Origin of the sequence: Halomonas sp. SL1, from assembly GCF_003030865.2 — a bacterium.
Classification (GTDB): Bacteria; Pseudomonadota; Gammaproteobacteria; order Pseudomonadales; family Halomonadaceae; genus Halomonas; species Halomonas halophila.
Genome location: NZ_PYUQ02000012.1, coordinates 328,845 through 344,652, shown reverse-complemented (window position 1 = coordinate 344,652; position 15,808 = coordinate 328,845). Strand labels below are relative to the sequence as shown.

General features: G+C 64.2%; 19 protein-coding genes. 11 read left to right on the top strand and 8 right to left on the bottom strand.

Annotated features, from left to right (window positions below; translation table 11 throughout):
* Window positions 1–72: 72 nt before the first annotated feature.
* The 6 genes from C9J49_RS07885 (at window position 73) to pdxH (ending at window position 3,378) form a co-directional block, all read left to right on the top strand.
* Window positions 73–423 (top strand): gamma-glutamylcyclotransferase family protein, encoded by a 351-nt coding sequence (locus tag C9J49_RS07885; protein ID WP_309250819.1) that lies wholly within the window; start codon window positions 73–75, stop codon window positions 421–423.
* 142 nt (window positions 424–565) lie between these two features.
* Complete coding sequence (locus C9J49_RS07880) at window positions 566–1,033, top strand: MgtC/SapB family protein (RefSeq protein WP_107181889.1); 468 nt, start codon at window positions 566–568, stop codon at window positions 1,031–1,033.
* Between the two features lie 100 nt (window positions 1,034–1,133).
* On the top strand, window positions 1,134–1,475 hold the full coding sequence (gene arsC, locus C9J49_RS07875; protein WP_046078658.1) for an arsenate reductase (glutaredoxin): 342 nt from the start codon (window positions 1,134–1,136) through the stop codon (window positions 1,473–1,475).
* A gap of 31 nt (window positions 1,476–1,506) precedes the next feature.
* Entirely contained in the window at window positions 1,507–2,124 is a 618-nt protein-coding gene (gene wrbA / locus C9J49_RS07870; RefSeq protein ID WP_107181888.1) for an NAD(P)H:quinone oxidoreductase, read from the top strand.
* The gene (locus tag C9J49_RS07865; RefSeq protein ID WP_046078656.1) at window positions 2,121–2,516 is read left to right on the top strand and encodes a DUF2069 domain-containing protein; all 396 of its coding nucleotides are present in this window, start codon (window positions 2,121–2,123) and stop codon (window positions 2,514–2,516) included. The genes wrbA and C9J49_RS07865 overlap by 4 nt, the downstream gene beginning before the upstream one ends.
* A gap of 220 nt (window positions 2,517–2,736) precedes the next feature.
* On the top strand, window positions 2,737–3,378 hold the full coding sequence (gene pdxH / locus C9J49_RS07860) for a pyridoxamine 5'-phosphate oxidase (RefSeq protein WP_035593279.1): 642 nt from the start codon (window positions 2,737–2,739) through the stop codon (window positions 3,376–3,378).
* Between the two features lie 78 nt (window positions 3,379–3,456).
* Here pdxH and C9J49_RS07855 read toward each other — a convergent pair whose 3' ends face one another.
* The gene (locus tag C9J49_RS07855; RefSeq protein ID WP_107181887.1) at window positions 3,457–6,207 is read right to left on the bottom strand and encodes a bifunctional acetate--CoA ligase family protein/GNAT family N-acetyltransferase; all 2,751 of its coding nucleotides are present in this window, start codon (window positions 6,205–6,207) and stop codon (window positions 3,457–3,459) included.
* A gap of 108 nt (window positions 6,208–6,315) precedes the next feature.
* On the opposite strand from C9J49_RS07855, the gene C9J49_RS07850 reads away from it, so the two are divergent.
* The 5 genes from C9J49_RS07850 to glp all read left to right on the top strand — a co-directional run bounded on the left by C9J49_RS07850 (window position 6,316) and on the right by glp (window position 10,210).
* The gene (locus C9J49_RS07850; protein WP_046078653.1) at window positions 6,316–7,248 is read left to right on the top strand and encodes a histone deacetylase family protein; all 933 of its coding nucleotides are present in this window, start codon (window positions 6,316–6,318) and stop codon (window positions 7,246–7,248) included.
* Window positions 7,249–7,403: 155 nt separating this feature from the next.
* Window positions 7,404–8,036, top strand: coding sequence for a helix-turn-helix domain-containing protein (locus C9J49_RS07845; protein WP_046078652.1), 633 nt, complete (start codon window positions 7,404–7,406; stop codon window positions 8,034–8,036).
* A 110-nt stretch (window positions 8,037–8,146) separates the two neighbouring features.
* The gene (locus C9J49_RS07840) at window positions 8,147–8,488 is read left to right on the top strand and encodes a DUF1244 domain-containing protein (protein WP_046078651.1); all 342 of its coding nucleotides are present in this window, start codon (window positions 8,147–8,149) and stop codon (window positions 8,486–8,488) included.
* Window positions 8,485–9,006: a molybdenum cofactor biosynthesis protein B gene (moaB, locus tag C9J49_RS07835; protein WP_035593292.1), complete on the top strand. Its 522-nt coding sequence runs from the start codon at window positions 8,485–8,487 to the stop codon at window positions 9,004–9,006. Before C9J49_RS07840 ends, moaB begins: the two co-directional genes overlap by 4 nt.
* Window positions 8,999–10,210: a gephyrin-like molybdotransferase Glp gene (gene glp, locus C9J49_RS07830; RefSeq protein ID WP_107181886.1), complete on the top strand. Its 1,212-nt coding sequence runs from the start codon at window positions 8,999–9,001 to the stop codon at window positions 10,208–10,210. Before moaB ends, glp begins: the two co-directional genes overlap by 8 nt.
* Here the strand turns inward: glp and C9J49_RS07825 are convergent.
* From C9J49_RS07825 to C9J49_RS16945, 7 genes are all read right to left on the bottom strand, one after another.
* A complete protein-coding gene (locus tag C9J49_RS07825) occupies window positions 10,160–10,789 on the bottom strand; it encodes an ACP phosphodiesterase (protein ID WP_107181885.1) in 630 nt (209 codons plus the stop codon). The genes glp and C9J49_RS07825 overlap by 51 nt on opposite strands.
* A gap of 10 nt (window positions 10,790–10,799) precedes the next feature.
* Window positions 10,800–11,153, bottom strand: coding sequence for a TusE/DsrC/DsvC family sulfur relay protein (locus tag C9J49_RS07820; protein ID WP_107181884.1), 354 nt, complete (start codon window positions 11,151–11,153; stop codon window positions 10,800–10,802).
* Between the two features lie 2 nt (window positions 11,154–11,155).
* Window positions 11,156–11,446, bottom strand: coding sequence for a sulfurtransferase complex subunit TusB (gene tusB / locus C9J49_RS07815; protein ID WP_035593303.1), 291 nt, complete (start codon window positions 11,444–11,446; stop codon window positions 11,156–11,158).
* Window positions 11,447–11,467: 21 nt separating this feature from the next.
* Window positions 11,468–11,848 carry a sulfurtransferase complex subunit TusC gene (tusC, locus tag C9J49_RS07810; protein ID WP_046078647.1) on the bottom strand — a complete coding sequence of 127 codons (381 nt, stop codon included), beginning with the start codon at window positions 11,846–11,848 and terminating at the stop codon, window positions 11,468–11,470.
* A 13-nt stretch (window positions 11,849–11,861) separates the two neighbouring features.
* A complete protein-coding gene (gene tusD / locus C9J49_RS07805; RefSeq protein WP_046078646.1) occupies window positions 11,862–12,254 on the bottom strand; it encodes a sulfurtransferase complex subunit TusD in 393 nt (130 codons plus the stop codon).
* 70 nt (window positions 12,255–12,324) lie between these two features.
* The gene (locus C9J49_RS07800) at window positions 12,325–12,993 is read right to left on the bottom strand and encodes a Bax inhibitor-1/YccA family protein (RefSeq protein ID WP_046078645.1); all 669 of its coding nucleotides are present in this window, start codon (window positions 12,991–12,993) and stop codon (window positions 12,325–12,327) included.
* A gap of 732 nt (window positions 12,994–13,725) precedes the next feature.
* Window positions 13,726–15,798 carry a hypothetical protein gene (locus C9J49_RS16945; protein ID WP_146612977.1) on the bottom strand — a complete coding sequence of 691 codons (2,073 nt, stop codon included), beginning with the start codon at window positions 15,796–15,798 and terminating at the stop codon, window positions 13,726–13,728.
* Window positions 15,799–15,808: the final 10 nt, after the last annotated feature.

Here is a 15,808-nt window from a genome sequence, read left to right as displayed (position 1 = left end):
AGATGTGTATAAGAGACAGGTCTGCCGCTGCTCGCCACCCCGCTGGCGATCGCCGCCTGGCTGTGGCTGACGATGCTCAGCCCCTGGACCTACGAGCGCCCCGAACATCTGGCGCCCATCGGCGAGGGCCCGCATGCGCTGTTCGTCTACGGCACCCTGACCCATGCGCCGATACGCTGGGTGGTCTATGGCCGCGCGGGCGATCCCGAGCCCGCCTCACTCCCGGGATACCGGCGCACCGGACTGGATCTGAAAGCCTGTGCCGACTGCACGGTGGAAGGCCTGGCGCTGACGGTCAGCGCCGAGGAACTGGCCCGCCTCGACCGCTACGAGCGGCTCGGCATACGCTACCTGCGGATCCGGGCCGAGCTATCCGACGGCAGCACCGCCTGGGTCTACCGCCGACTGCCTGACGCCGATTGATCCCGGCTCTTTCGCGATCCTCAGGATGGTTTCTAATGAATAGATAACGGTATAAATTTTTGGCGCGTATCGCCTTCGTGTTTCCTCCAACGGCACGATGCCGCACTATCGAGACGAGAGGACGCGACACGGAGGCATCACCATGGACGCCGGAATCACCCTGCTCGACATGTTCACTCGCCTGGGCGTGGCCGCCGGCCTGGCACTGGTGCTGGGCCTCGAACGCGAGCTACGCGGCAAGCCGGCCGGGCTGCGCTCCCACATGCTGGTGGCACTGGGCGCCGCCTCCTTCCTGATCGTCGGCCTCGAGATCCTGTATGCCACCGCCGAAGGTGACCCCTCCGCCCGCATCGATCCGACCCGCATCGTCGAGGGCGTGATCGGCGGCATCGGCTTCCTCGGCGCCGGCAGCATCATCCGCAGCGGTACCAGCGTCCAGGGCATCACCACCGGCGCCTCCATCTGGCTGGCCGGCGCCATCGGCATCGCGGCCGGGGTGCGCAACTTCCCGCTGGCGGGCATGGTCACCCTGATGGCGCTGGTGATCATGGTGGTGCTGGGTGGCATCGAACGCACCTTGCCGCACAAACGCCGACGCGGTGGCGACTGATCCGGGCCGGCAGTTGTGACGGCATTCGGCCGCGGCCTACAATGGGCCGCGTTTCTGACCTGCGATACGACGTTTCGGACAACACCAAGGACCCTCGCCCATGATCACCCTGCTGCATAACCCGCGCTGCTCGAAGTCACGCCAGGCCCTGTCGCTGCTGGAAGAGCGTGGCGTCGCCGTTCAGGTTCGTCGCTACCTGGACGACCCGCTCGACGGCGCCGAACTGCGTGCGCTGATGGCGCGCGTGACGGCCGAGCCGCGGGATCTGGTGCGTACCGGCGAGGCCGAGTGGAAGGCGCTGGGAGCGGATCGTGACGACCCCGAACAGGTGATCGAGGCCATCGTCGCTCATCCCAAAATCCTGCAGCGCCCCATCGCCGACGACGGCCAGCGGGCGATCATCGGCCGTCCACCGGAAGACATCCTCGCCCTGCTCGACTGACACTCTTTCCTCCCCGGTATCAGGAAGCTCCATGTCCGCCCTGCCCTATGTGCTGATCCTCTACTATTCCCGCTCTGGTGCGACCCGCGCCATGGCCGAGCGCCTGGCCGCCGGCGTCGAGTCCTGTCGCGGCATCGAGGCGCGACTGCGCACCGTGCCCCCGGTGTCGCCCACCTGCGAGGCGGTCGATCCCGAGATCCCCGCCGAGGGCGCCATCTACGCCGAGCTCGATGACCTGCGTCACTGTGCCGGCCTGGCGCTGGGCAGCCCCACGCGCTTCGGCAACATGGCCGCGCCGCTCAAGCACTTCGTCGACACCACCAGCGAACTGTGGCTGGGCGGCGCCCTGGTGGACAAGCCCGCCACCGCCTTCACCTCCACCGCGAGCCTCCACGGCGGCCAGGAGACCACCCTGATCTCGATGCTGTTGCCGCTGCTGCACCACGGCATGGTCTACGCCGGCCTGCCCTACTGCGAGACCGAGCTGACCGAGACCCGGAGCGGCGGCACGCCCTACGGCGCCAGCCATCTGGCCGGCAAGCGCAGCGACCGCCCCCTCGACGAGACCGAGCGCCAGCTCGCCTACGCCCAGGGCAAGCGCCTGGCGCGGCTGGCCCTGGCGCTCGAGGGTGTGGGGGATCGCTCATGAGGCGCTGGCTGGAAGACCTGGAAACCCGCCAGGGGCTCGACCAACTGACCGCGCGGTCGCGGCAGCTGGTCATCGGCAGCTACACCGTATTAATCGCCGCCATGCTGGGATGGGGCTGGCTGTTGAGCGAGAACGTCGGCAGCCTGGTACCGACCCTGGTCTTCGTGCTGCCGCTGGTGCTGTTCCTGCCGTCGATCCTCGCCCGGCGGGCCCGCGGCCACGCCTGGCTAGCCTTCGTCAGCCTGCTGTATTTCATGATTGGGGTGAACGTCGTCATGGTGCCCAAGGTCGGTGGGCTGGGTCTGCTGATCGCTTTGACGGCCCTTTCACTGTTCACCGGCTGCATGGGCTATGCCCGTTTTCGCAGCCGCCAGCTCAAGCCCCGGCAGTAAACCGACCGCCCGAGCGGCTGGAACCGCCTCTTGCGAGGCGGTTCACGCTCTCCTGTCCTGGCTGCCGACCCCGTGGCAGCGATGATCCAGCTCAATGGAATCCCGCTCACATGGCGTATGATAGCCATGGTCGACCCGTCCGCCTGCCCAGAGTCGACGGCACGAGGTTGAGCTTGGCGCGGCAAGCGGCGACCATGGGGGCACATTCGAGGAGAACACCATGACACGTGATATCGCCGATATCCGGCGCGACTACGAGGGCGGCCGCCTGGACGAGGCCCAGCTGCCCGAGCAGCCCATGCCGCTGTTCGAAGAATGGATGGCCCTGGCGCTGGACGCCGAAACCCAGGACGCCAACGCCATGACCCTGGCCACGGTGGACAGCCAGGGCCTGCCCCACGCCCGGGTGGTGCTGCTCAAGGGCGCCGACGAGCAGGGGTTCCAGTTCTTCAGCAACTACCACAGCCACAAGGGCAGCGAGCTCGCCAACGTTCCCCATGCCGCGCTGGTGTTCTGGTGGCCGTCGCTGGCCCGCCAGGTTCGCGTGGAAGGCGCCGTCGAGCAGGTCAGCGAACAGGAATCCGATGCCTACTTCGCCCGCCGCCCCCGCGCCAGCCAGCTGGGCGCCTGGGTCGCCACTCAGAGCGTGGTGATTCCCGGCCGTCAGTGGCTCCAGGAGCGTGAGACCCGCTTCGAGCAGGCCTACGAGGGACAGGACATTCCGCGCCCGGTGCACTGGGGCGGCTATCGCCTGATTCCCGAGATGATCGAGTTCTGGCAGGGACAGCCCAGCCGTCTGCACGACCGCATCCGCTTCGAACGCCGCGACGATCGCTGGCATCGCTTCCGCCTGGCGCCCTGATCCCCCAGGCCAGCGCCAGCAGGACCTTCCGACCCCGCCATCGCGCGGGGTCGGGCCTTTCCTCCTCGGCTTGTGTCCTCAGCCTGCTACCGGACTCTCCAGCCGCAGGCGCTGCCAGTCGCTCTCGGGCTCGTTGAGTCTGAGCACCGCGTCCATGACCTCCTCCTCCATGTTGTAGCTGAGCCGGAAGCCGAGATGCGCCATCAGCGCGCGCATCGGTCGGTTATCGACCATGATCTTGCCGATCATCTCCAGCGTCCCCACGCTGCGGCAGTAACGGATCATCTTGTCCATCAGCAGGCTGCCGATGCCCAGCCCCTGCAGGTCGTCGCGCACGATGATCGAGAACTCGGTGCGGATGTTGTCGGCGTCGTTCCATACCCGCACCACCCCGAGCATCTCCTTGCCCCCCTCGGGCAGCGGGTGCTCGGCGATGAAGGCCATCTGACGGTCGTAGTTGATGTGCGAGAGCAGCGACAGGTCCCGCTGGGTGAGATCGGCCTTGTGGTGAAAGTAGCGGAAGCGAATGCTCTCCTCGGACAGCCGCTGGTGAAAGCCGGTGATCAACGGCGCATCCTCGGCGCGGATCGGCCTCACCTCCACTTCCCAACCGTTGTTCAGGGTCACCCACTCACGCAGCTCTTCCGGGTAGGGCATGATCGCGAAGCGCGCCGGGGCGCCCAGGTCCATCGCGAAGTCCACCGCCAGCATGCCGTCGCGGTTGAGCACCAGCGGGTTGAGCTCGAGGCCGCGCAGCTCGGTGAGATCGCTGGCGATCTGCGAGAGCGTCACCAGCAGCTCGCCGATGCGGGTGAGATCCCGCTCGGGGTCGCTGGAATGCTCACGGATCAGCCGCGCGGCATGGGTCCGCCCGACCAGGTCGGCGGCCAGGCTCATGTTCAGCGGCGGCAGCGCCACCTGACGGTCGGCGAGGATGTTCACCTTGTACCCGCCGATACCGAACACGATCAGCGGCCCGAACACCGGGTCGCGGGTGATGCCGGCGCATAGCTGCATGGAGTGCTTGCCGCGCTGCATGGGCTGCAGGCAGTACTCGCGCACCGTGAAGGCGGGAAACTTCTCGGCCACCTTGTCGCCCAGCCGGGTCACGCCCTCGGCGACCCGCTCGGGGCCTTCCAGGTCCTGCAGCAGGCCGGCGGACAGCTTGTGGGGATGCTGACGATAGCGGAACGGCCGACAGTTGCCGTCATGCACCACCTTGAGCGCCAGCGGCCCGGCGAGCGTGCACGACGCCTCGGCCGCCTGCTCGGGGGTCGTCACGTAGCGGCTCTCGGCCACCGGGATGCCGTAGGCGGCCAGCACCCGGGCGGTCTCGGAGTGCGAGAGACACTCGCGTTGCTCGTTCTTCACGCGCTCGATCAGCGTCCGACAGGCGGCCCGGCTCTCCCGGGTGGTGGCGAACGGCAGGCTCGGCGGCGTCTCCTGCAGCAGCTTCTGGACCCGCTGGTAGTTGACCATGAGCATGAAGGCCTTGACCGCCTTCTCCGGCGAGAGATAGGTGGGGATGCCGGCCTCGTGACAGGCCTGTCGGGCGGCCAGTGCCTCGCCGAGGCCCATCCAGCTGGTCAGCAGGTTGCGCCGGAAGCGCTGTCGCGCGGCAATCAGCGCCTGGGCGGTGTCCAGGGACGGCGCCATTCGTGTCGGCGCATGCACCACCAGCACCGCATCCACCCCCGGGTCGGCGGCCACCAGCTCGATGATCTCGGTGAACCGTTCGGGGGTGGCGTTGCCGCCGATGTCCACCGGATTCTCCCCCGGCTTGCTGATGTCCATGTCGTCGCGACACAGCGCATCGTGGGTCGCCTCGCTGAACGTCGCCAGCCGACCGCCGGCGCTGATCAGCTTGTCGATGGCCAGCATCGCCGGCCCCAGGCCGTTGGACACCACCGCCAGCCGGTCGCGCTTGAGCGGGCGCATGCGCGACAGCGTCTCCAGGGCGTCGAACAGCTCGTCGGAATCGTCGACGCGCACCACGCCGGCCCTGGCGAAGGCCGCATCGAATATCTGGTCGCGATGGGCGATGCCCGGCGTGGGCGGCAGGTTGGCGATGTCCGAGGCCGCCGTGCGGCCACTCTTGATCGCCAACACCAGGCGATGCCGCGAGGCCTCACGTACCGCGGTCATGAAGTGCTGGGCGTCGTGGATGTGCTCCAGGTGCAGCATCAGTGCCTGGGTCGGCGCGAACTGGTTCAGGAAGTCGATCATGTCCGGCAGCAGCACATCGACGCTGTCGCCGACGGTCAGCAGATGCGAGAAACCGATGTCGCGCCCCGCGGCCCAGTCGATCATGGCATTGCCCAACATGCCCGACTGGCCGAGATAGGCGACCCGCCCCTTCTGGACCGGCTGACTGGCGTAGGAAGCGTTGAGCCGCCGACCGGGAACGATCAGCCCCATGCAGCCCGGCCCCAGCACCCGGATACCGGATTCCCGCGCCGCCGCGAGCATGCGCGCCCGGATCGAGGCCTCACCGTCGCGCGCCTCGTCCAGGTTCGCCCCGCCGGACAGCACCAGGGCCGCCCGCACCCCGAATCGCCCGAGCTCGGCGATCACCCTCGGCACGCGAACGATCGGCGCACAGACCACGGCCAGGTCCGGCACCCGAGGCAGCTGGTGCACCCTGGCCACGGCGTCGACCCCGTGCACGCTGTCATAGCCCTTGGGGTTGACCGCCCACAGCGTGCCCGGGAAACGCCCCTCGAGAAGATTGCGGATCACGATACCGCCCATGGAGTGCGGCTTTTCCGACGCCCCGATCACGGCGACGCTGCGCGGCGAGAAGAAGTGGTGCAGGAAGCGTGTGCTCATCCGGGGCTCCGTGGCGAATCGGCTCAGCCTCCTGTGTACGACTTATGGCCACTGTCACGCAAGGCCCCATCACGCTTAGGGTAACCTTGTCGCACCTGGAGCCCCTGCATGATCACGGCCTATCTGACCCACCCCGAGTGCCATCGCCACCACATGGGGCCGGAACATCCCGAGAGCCCGAAACGCCTCGACGCCATTCACGCGCGACTGATGCGCGCCGGACTTCTTCAGCAGACCATGCAGGGCGACGCCCCCGCCGCCAGCGACGAACAGCTCACGCGGGTCCACCCCGCCAGCCATCTGAAGAGCCTCGAGGCCTGCGTCCCCGAGCACGGGCTGATCCTGATCGATGACGACACCCTGATGAACCCCCACAGCCTGCAGGCCGCGCGTCACGCGGCGGGCGCCGTGGTGCGCGGGGTCGACCGCGTCTTTCGCCACCAGGCCCACAACGTCTTCTGCGCGGTGCGGCCCCCGGGGCATCACGCCGAACGCGACCAGGCCATGGGGTTCTGCTTCTTCAACAACGTGGCGGTCGGCGCGGCCCACGCTCGCGCCCGATACGGCGCGAAACGGGTGGCGATCCTCGACTTCGACGTCCACCAGTGCAACGGCACCATCGACATCTTCCGCGACGACCCCGAGGTGCTGATCTGCACCAGCTTCCAGTCGCCCTTCTATCCCTGGCGCCACCTCGAGACCGAGGCGTCGAACGTCGTCCATACGCCGCTGCCCGCCGGCACCGACGGTGCTGCCTTCCGCCGAGCCATCGAGCGGGACTGGCTACCCGCCCTGAACGACTTCGCCCCGGAGCTCGTGCTGCTCTCGGCCGGGTTCGACGCCCATCGTCAGGACCCGCTGGCCGATCTCTGCCTGGAGGACGAGGACTACTACTGGATCACCCGCCTGGCGATGGACATCGCCGAACGCCATGCCGAGCATCGTCTGGTCTCGGTGCTCGAGGGCGGCTACGACCTCGATATCCTGGGCCGCGGCGTCGAAGCCCATCTCAAGGCGCTGATGGGCCAGCCCTCCGACTGAACACGGCGAGTTTCCCGCCCCCGGGAAACGGACCACCCGGGCAACCGACGACCCACGACATGTCGCAGCCCACCTGCCACGGGTCGCACCCGAGTCCGCAGGCCATCGGCGATATGATAGTCTGGAGGAAACCACGTTTCCGATAGTGAACCCGCATGCCCGCCAACAACGATCAAGACGCCGCCCTGCGCATCGCCTCCGGGCGCAAGGCCTTCGTCGAGCCGCTGCGGCTCGGCGAGCGCCTCAAGGAGATCCGCCTGGCCAACCAGTGGACCCTCGGCGACGTCAGCGAGCGTACCGGCCTGGCCCGCTCCACCCTGTCCAAGATCGAGAACGACCAGATCTCGCCGACCTTCACCGCGGTACAGAAGCTGATCAGCGGCTTGGACATCGACCTGCCGCAGCTGCTGTCACAACCGCGCCCCCAGGCCCGCACCATGGGCCGACGCGACCTGACGCGCCGTGGCGACGGCCAGCAGCACCCGACGCCGACCTACGAGCACGAGCTGCTCAGCTGCGAGATGGCACAGAAGCGCATGATCCCGTTCAAGACCATCGTGCGGGCCCGCAGCTTCGACGAGTTCTGTCAGTGGGTGCGCCACGACGGCGAGGAATTCCTGATGGTGCTCGAGGGCGAGATCCAGCTCTACTCCGAGTTCTACGAACCGCTGCACCTGGTCAAGGGCGACAGCATCTACTTCGACAGCGACATGGGCCACGCCCTGGTCTCGGTGAGCGAGGAAGACGCCACGGTGCTCTCCGTGTGCACGCCCCGCGAATCCCAGTAGCCCGCCCGGCTTCCTCTCCGCCACGCACGCCAGCACGCGCGCTAAGCCCGGCCGACTTTTGATAAGCTGGACGCCATCCCATGGACCGGAACGACAATGGAGCCCGCCCCATGCAACACCTGGACGACAGCACCCGCACCGAGCTCGAAGCCGCCGCCTTCCGTCGGCTGCTGAGCCACCTGGACGAGCACAAGGACGTCCAGAACATCGACCTGATGATCCTCGCCGACTTCTGCCGCAACTGCCTCTCCAAGTGGCTGGTGGCCGCCGCCGAGGAACGCGGCGAAACGCTGGACTACGAGGCCGCCCGCGAATACGTCTATGGCATGCCCTACAGCGAGTGGAAGTCGCTGTATCAACCCAAGGCCACGCCGGAGCAGCTGGCCGCCTTCGAGGCCCGCCAGGCAGAGAAAGCGGAGAAGCAGGACGGCCAGTCGGACGGTCAATCATGAGCGAGGCCATGATCCCGCTGTCGGTGGCGGTGCTGACGATCTCGGACACCCGCACCGAGGACACCGATCGCAGCGGCCAGGCGCTGGTCGAGCGACTCACCGCCGCCGGCCACCGGCTGGCCGACAAGCGCATCGTGCCCGACGACGTCTATCGCATCCGCGCCGTGGTCGCCGACTGGATCGCCGATGCCGAGGTACAGGTGGTGCTGACCACCGGTGGCACCGGCTTCACCGGCCGGGATTCCACCCCCGAAGCGGTCTCGGCGCTGCTGGACAAGCGCATCGAAGGCTTCGGCGAGCTGTTCCGCCAGCTGTCCTGGCAGGAGATCGGCAGCTCCACGGTGCAGAGCCGCTGCCTGGGCGGTCTGGCCAACGCCACGGTGGTGTTCTGCCTGCCCGGCTCCACCGGCGCCTGCCTCACCGGCTGGGACGGCATCCTCGCCGAACAGCTCGACAGTCGGCACAGGCCGTGCAACTTCGCCAACCTGGTGATACCCGAGAGGGGCCAGCATGGCTGATCTCCAGCCCGTCGAGACGGCACTGTCGGCGCTGCTGGAAGGCGTCGCTCCGCTTGAGGCCGAACGCGCGGCGATCGATGCAGCCTCGGGGCGCGTGCTGGCCGAGGCGGTCACCGCCCGGCTCGACGTGCCGCCCTTCGACAACAGCGCCATGGACGGCTATGCCCTGCATCATGCCGATGCCGGGCGCTGGCTGCCGGTCCGTCAGCGCATCGCCGCCGGCCACACGGCCGAAGCGCTGGAACGCGGTCACTGCGCGCGCATCTTCACCGGCGGCGAGATCCCGCCCGGGGCCGACTGCGTGGTGATGCAGGAGAAGGTCGAGGTGGAGGGCGAGCGAGCCCGGATGCCCAAGGACGTGCCGGAAGGCGACAACCTGCGCCGCCGAGGCCGCGACGTGGCGGCCGGCAGCGTGCTGCTCGATGCCGGCAGCCGGCTCGATGCCGCCGCGCTCGGGCACCTGGCCGGCCAGGGCATCACCGAGGTGATGGTGCGACGCCGCCCGAGGATTGCCCTGCTCTCCACCGGCGACGAGATCGTCGACCCCGGCCAGCCGCTGGGGCCGGGACAGATCTACAACTCCAACCGGCCGATGCTGACGACGCTGCTCCAGCGCTTCGGCGCCGACGTGGTCATGACCGCCGCGGTGCCGGACGACGCCTCGAGCACGCGACGCCTGCTCGGCGAGGCCGCCGAGGTCGCCGACGTGGTGATCACCACCGGCGGGGTCAGCGTGGGGGAAGAGGATCACGTGCGCGGTGCGGTCGAGGCCCTGGGGCGGCTCGACCTGTGGCGGCTGGCGTTGCGTCCCGGCAAGCCGCTGGCGCTGGGCCGGCTGCCCGGCTCGGGTGCCAGCGGTGAGACGCGCTTCGTCGGCCTGCCGGGCAACCCGGTCTCGGGCTATGTGGGCGCCTGGCTGTTCCTGCGCCCGCTGATGGGCGCGCTGCTGGGCTGTCCCGCCATGGGCTCGCTGCCGGCGCTGAGCGCCCGCGCCGCCTTCGCCACTCGCACCGGGCCTCGCCAGCACTACATGCGCGTGACGCTGGACTTCGGCGCCGACGGCATCGAGGCCCATGCGTTCGCGGATCAGAACTCCGGGGTGCTCTCGTCCTGCGTCGGCGCCGACGCCCTGACGGTGATCCCGCCCGAGGCGTCAGTGGCGCCCGGCGATGCGGTCCGCTGCCTGTGGCTGCGTGCCGACTGAGTCCACAACGCCCGGCTCGACCGACACCTCGAGATGGGCTTCCAGGTCCGGCCACAGCCGGGTGAAGGCCTCGTCCAGCGCCAGATAGTCGCGTTCGAGCCACGGCAGCAGTGCGGCGAGACGGTTGGGGCCCGAGAGCCGGCGCCCCAGCCCCGCCACGGCGCGACAGGTGAAGCCGAAATCGACATAGCCTCGCAGCCAGTCCTGGCGCACCAGGGCCGGCATCATGGTCGCCAGTCGCGCCGGTGCCGGCCGCGTTTCCAGCAGCCGATAGCAGCGCGACACCAGCCAGTCGCGTTCGACCACGGTCAAGCGGCGCGCCAGGCAATGATCCCACATCAGATCCAGGGCGATGCCGGCCACGCGACGTCCGTCGCGCGGTGCCCGTGCCTTGACCTCGAGCAGCACCGGATGGCGATCGATGTAGGCGTCGACTCGCCGATGATGGCGGATGCCCGCCGCCACGCCGGCTCCCCAGGCGTCGAGATCGACGCCCTTGACCCCGTCGGCGATCAGGTTGCCGTAAAGGAAGTCGTCGTTGCCGCCGCGGGCGAGCCAGCCGTGGGCCAGAAAGTTCATGGCGAGGCCTTCACAGGCAGTTGCTCGGCTTGGGCAGACCAGCCAGTCGCGCCGCCCGCTTGGCGGGGCTGTCGGGAAACAGCCGCATCAGGTGCATCGAACGCCCCTTGTCGGGGCCCAGCTCGCGCCCCACCGCCTTGACCAGCGGGCGCATCGCCGGGGCCATCTCGTATTTCACGTAGAACGCGCGCAGCACCTCGAGCACCTCCCAGTGCTCGGCGCCCAGCTCGATGCCTTCTTCCTCGGCCAGCGCCTCGGCCACCGCCGGCGACCACTGATCGAGATCGACCAGATAGCCCTCCGGGTCGAGGCCGACCTCGGTCTCGGAGACGGTGAGATAACGGGTGATTTCGGTGCTTGCCATGCTCAGTACCAGCTCAGGGTGTGTTCGGCTTCCTCGGTCAGCTGAACGAAGCCATCGACGTCGACCACCTGCACCGAGCCGTCGCAGCGACCCAGCAGCCCGCGCGCCTCGAGGTCCTCGCGCAGCGCATAGAGTCGCCCGGCAATCGCCTCGAAGTGACGCACCAGCTGCGGCAGTCCGCCCTGCACACCGTCCTCGATCAGCAGCAGGCGATCCTCGGGTCCCATGGCGGCCAGCGCCTGTTCGTGAACGCGATGACTGGCCGGCGAACGGTTCAGGATATGGAGTTTCATGGTTTCGGCTCCCGGGCCAGGCTAGAAGGTGAGCACACGCGGGTGATTCTGGACCGCCTCGGCGATCGCTCCGGCCTCGAGGGCGCGGGGAGCGAGCATCAGCTCGTCGGCCGTCAGGCCGAACCGCGTCAGCGCTTCGGCCTCGACCCACAGCGTCTCGATATCATACATCTCCAGCATCTCGAGCGTGGGCGCGGTGCCCTTCTGGCCCAGCGCTCCCGACGTCTGACCCTCGACCAAGGCCGTGACGCCCTCGCCCATGAACAGAAGCGAGACGTCGGTGCCGAAGGCCGCGGCCACCAGGGCGACATCCAGGCCCTCGCGCAGCCAGCTGCTGCCGTGAGGCGCATGGCGCAGGATCACCAGCAGATCGCCGGCAAGCGGTTCGTGTTGGTCACTCATGTCACACTCTCCCTCAGGCCCCGAAGGTCACCAGACGGTCGCAGCGCTGGCTCAGGTCGACCAGCTGGCCGACGCCGGTCAGCTCGAAGGGCGCCTCGACGCTGTGCCCCGTCTTGCCGTGGCGGGCCGCCTCGCGCTCGTCCATCAGCCCACGCCGCAGCGCCGCGGCGATGCACACCTGCAGCGCCACGCCGTGCGCCTCGTGCAGTTCCACCCAGCCGTCGGTCAGATGCGGTTCGTCCTGGGGCGGCGCCGACAGCCGCGCGGCGTTGTAGACCCCGTCGTGGTAGAAGAACACCGCCTCCAGGCGGTGTCCTCGCGCCAGCAGCGCCCGGGCGAATCGCAGCGCCGAGTGGCTGGCCTGATCGCTGTAGGGGGACCCCATCAGCAGGATCGCGTAGCGCATATCATCCTCTCAGAAACAGGCTGGCCCCGCCGAAGCGGGGCCAGCAATTCTCGCATCGCCGTGGCTGGCGTCAATCCTGGCTCATGATGCCGAGCAGGGACAGCAGGCTGACGAAGAGATTGTAGATCGACACGTACAGGGTGATCGTGGCGAGGATGTAGTTGGTCTCGCCGGCCCGGTGCACGATCTCGCTGGTCTGATAGAGGATGGCCGCGGAGGCGAACAGCACGAAGCCGGCGGACACCATCAGCGACAGCGCCGGAATCTGGAAGATCAGCCCGGCGACCATGGCCAGCACCAGCACGATGGCACCCGCCATCAGGAAGTTGGCCAGGAAGCTGAAGTCCTTGCGGGTCACCAGCGCCACGGCGGAGAGGCCGAAGAAGGTCAGGCCGGTCAAGCCCAGCGCGGTCATGATCAGCTGGGCGCCGTTGGGCAGCGTCAGATAGGCGCTGAGGATCGGCCCCAGGGTGAAGCCCATGAAACCGGTGAAGGCGAAGGTCGCCAGCAGGCCCATGGCGGAGTTGGCGGTCTTGTGGACCAGGAACATCAGCCCGTAGGCGCCGATGAAGAAGACGAAGATGTTCATCTGCTGAACGCCGAGCGCCATGGCGGCACCGGCCGTGACGGCGGAGAACAGCAGGGTCATCGCCAGCAGGCCATAGGTGTTGCGCAGGACCTTGTTGGCACTGACGGCACTCGTCTGTTGCGTCGTCATTTGCGTGTCTTGGTAAGCCATCGATCCAAAGCTCCGTGTGGTTGATCTTGGCAATAGATACCTCACAGGATGCCGCCTGGACGGTGGGGACGCAAGTTTCGACCCGACACGCGTGTCCCCCTGCGGCGTTATGAGCGAGGCGCGACGACCCGCCGGTAACGAGCCCGAGGCAGGCTAGCGGCGTCTACGGCAACACTCATCGTAGGCGGAGGCGCGTGAAGCGCGCCGCCTGAGCGCCCTCACGGGGCAGCGGAGAAGCCGGCCGATCGCGCGATACACCCTCGCGAACGCCGCAGCGCGCGCTGCAGCATTGCGGCGCTCGATCTCTCGCATCTTCGGATCTGGATGGTGAAAGGCCATGGGCGTCGCTTCTCCTGATCCTCGAAGGCTAGCACGGCGACGGCAGCGGCGAGTCGGGCGACCCACCACTGGCATCTTTGAGGAAGGCAGGGCATGAGGCAGATAACGTGACCGGGAGCGGGCACACGCCATGCGCACAATCCTGCGACAGTGAAACACCGGCCTAGCGTATGGAGGGGCTGCAAAAACGAAAAAAGCGCCCGTAGGCGCTTGATTCTAAGAAGAAGGTGGCGGAGGGACAGGGATCGCGCTCACTAACTCGACAACCCAGTGAAAATCAGTAGCTTGGCTGTGCTTATGTATGGAACACTGTAGCGCTTTTCTGTAACAAAATCAATGCTAAAAATTTCAACTACGAGTCCTTAATCACATTTGACAACCATTATCAATTTGCTAATGCGAGGCTTTACTTTCGACTTTCTTTTTTAACCTCAAGCGTCCGATAGGACTATATACTGGCGGAGCCATGCCAAACACAACCGAGTCGATGGAGTTTAAAAGGCAAAAGTAATCAGCATCGCTTTCGGCCATGTTTAAGATGCAAAATATATCGCTGAAATTCACAAACGAGCTATGATGAAAGGGGTTGTTTTTTTCTATAACTCCTATTCCGTGCAGCTTTTCAAATGAATTTCGAAATCTGTTGATATCCCCCTCCAATTTAGACAGATCATTGTTTCTTTTTTTATCAGGATGGCTAAAGTCATAATTAAGAAGACTGGCTAAAAAATTGAAAACCACTTGCTTGTGCTGCAAGACCCCGTAGTCGTGAAGAACAATAGAGTGCCGTCTCACATTTTTTTCTGAGAGGTCAATTCTATAAACTCCTTTTCGATCTTCTACTTCTATATATCCTTTTGAACGCAGTTCGTGCTCTATATCCATGAGTTGGGATTGGCTATAAAGGAGGCTTTTTATCAAGTCTCTTATGATACTTACATCATCACCTGCTCTGGAGTCCTGCACTAAAGCTTTCATTTTTGACTCAAAGATATGTATATCGCTATCGCTTACAACAATCCCGTCTACTTCATAATCTGTTCCTGCTATTTTTCCTTGAACCATAGGAATGCCATGAGTCTCATGATGCACTTCTCTCAGCAACTCTTCCAGGCAATCTTTTCCAAATCTGTCGGAGAATTCTTTAGCAGCAGATGTTTTTCTAATGAGGCTAAAGATTCTTTCTACAGCGGCATTTGCTGCTAAAGGTCTTGGCAAAAGCAATAGCTTATTGTTTAAAGAGCTTATTAACGGGAAAAAGAAGTAATCAGAGCGCTCTCCAGGAAGAGTGTATGATAGATTTACCTGACCTTTTGATATTGACATAAGTTCAATCAGCTTGTTCAAGTTTTCCCCTCTACCGAACACAGGTAGTTTTTTGAGATTTTTATGCCTTTTTAGGAGCGAGGAAGCCTCCGGAGCCATGTCAATTAACTTTTCAGCAAAGCGACAAAGCTCCCCTATTTCTATAGAATCGACAGTTGCAGAACCAAAGTTCTCTAGAGTTTTTTCTAATATCCTTTTTGCCAGCCTTGGATCCATCTGAACGAACTGATGCATACTCGTATAAAGGGATAGTTCAAGAAGCTTTCTTGAAAGTTCGTGGGCCGGTATATTCAAATACTCAGCATGGCTGTATGGTTCGCAGCTTAGAGCTCTTGAAATAAGAAGAGATGCATCCTTAACTTTCTCAAAGCATGTGAAATCTACAGCCTCTCCAATTTCGCCTTGAATGCTTTTTCTTGATGTTAAGTTTTTTAAGGCCAAATTCAGGATCATGTTAGATGGAACGGAATTTTTCTGAATAAACCCTGGGCTTTTTGCTGACTCCGGCAGATGTATAAAACGCTTGGCTTCTTCGGCGTAGTCCTTCTTCTCATGATTCATTATGTAGGAGATGACCTTTTCACCTCCAATCTTCTCCACCTCTCTTTGCAGAAATTCTTGTGCTTTCTTTTTTCCTTCTTCAGTTATTGAGTAGTGCCCGTTATTAAGCTCAAACTCGACCCCCTTTTTTTCAAGGGAGTTTACTGCGCAAGAGGCATCCCAGCTCTTGCTCTTTAAACCTGTGCTTGGCAACGCACCCTTGATGATATTGAAGTCATCCGCCAACTTTATGGCTGACAACCAGTCTCCCTCACCCTCGTTTTTGTAAGCAATTGAGTCTTCTCTCAGCATATCTCTCAAGCGATAAATTAAGTGATACTCTCTGGAGAATCTTTTTTGTCCTGATTGCACGGCATCATGTATCGCCTCTACAAGACCTATCCTGCAATCTGTGAATGATTTATCGTCAGCCGTAATACTCGCTCTCAACCTCTTTAATATTTCCTCCTCAATACTTCTGATTGAGCTTGTTTCTATTTCTTTTGAGTACTGGTCTACTACAGCTTCAAAGCTCTTCTTTTTTCCTGAGCAGTGGGCTTTTGCCGCCTCGTATGATTGACTAACGTAATTCGTACGCACTGGGTTCTCC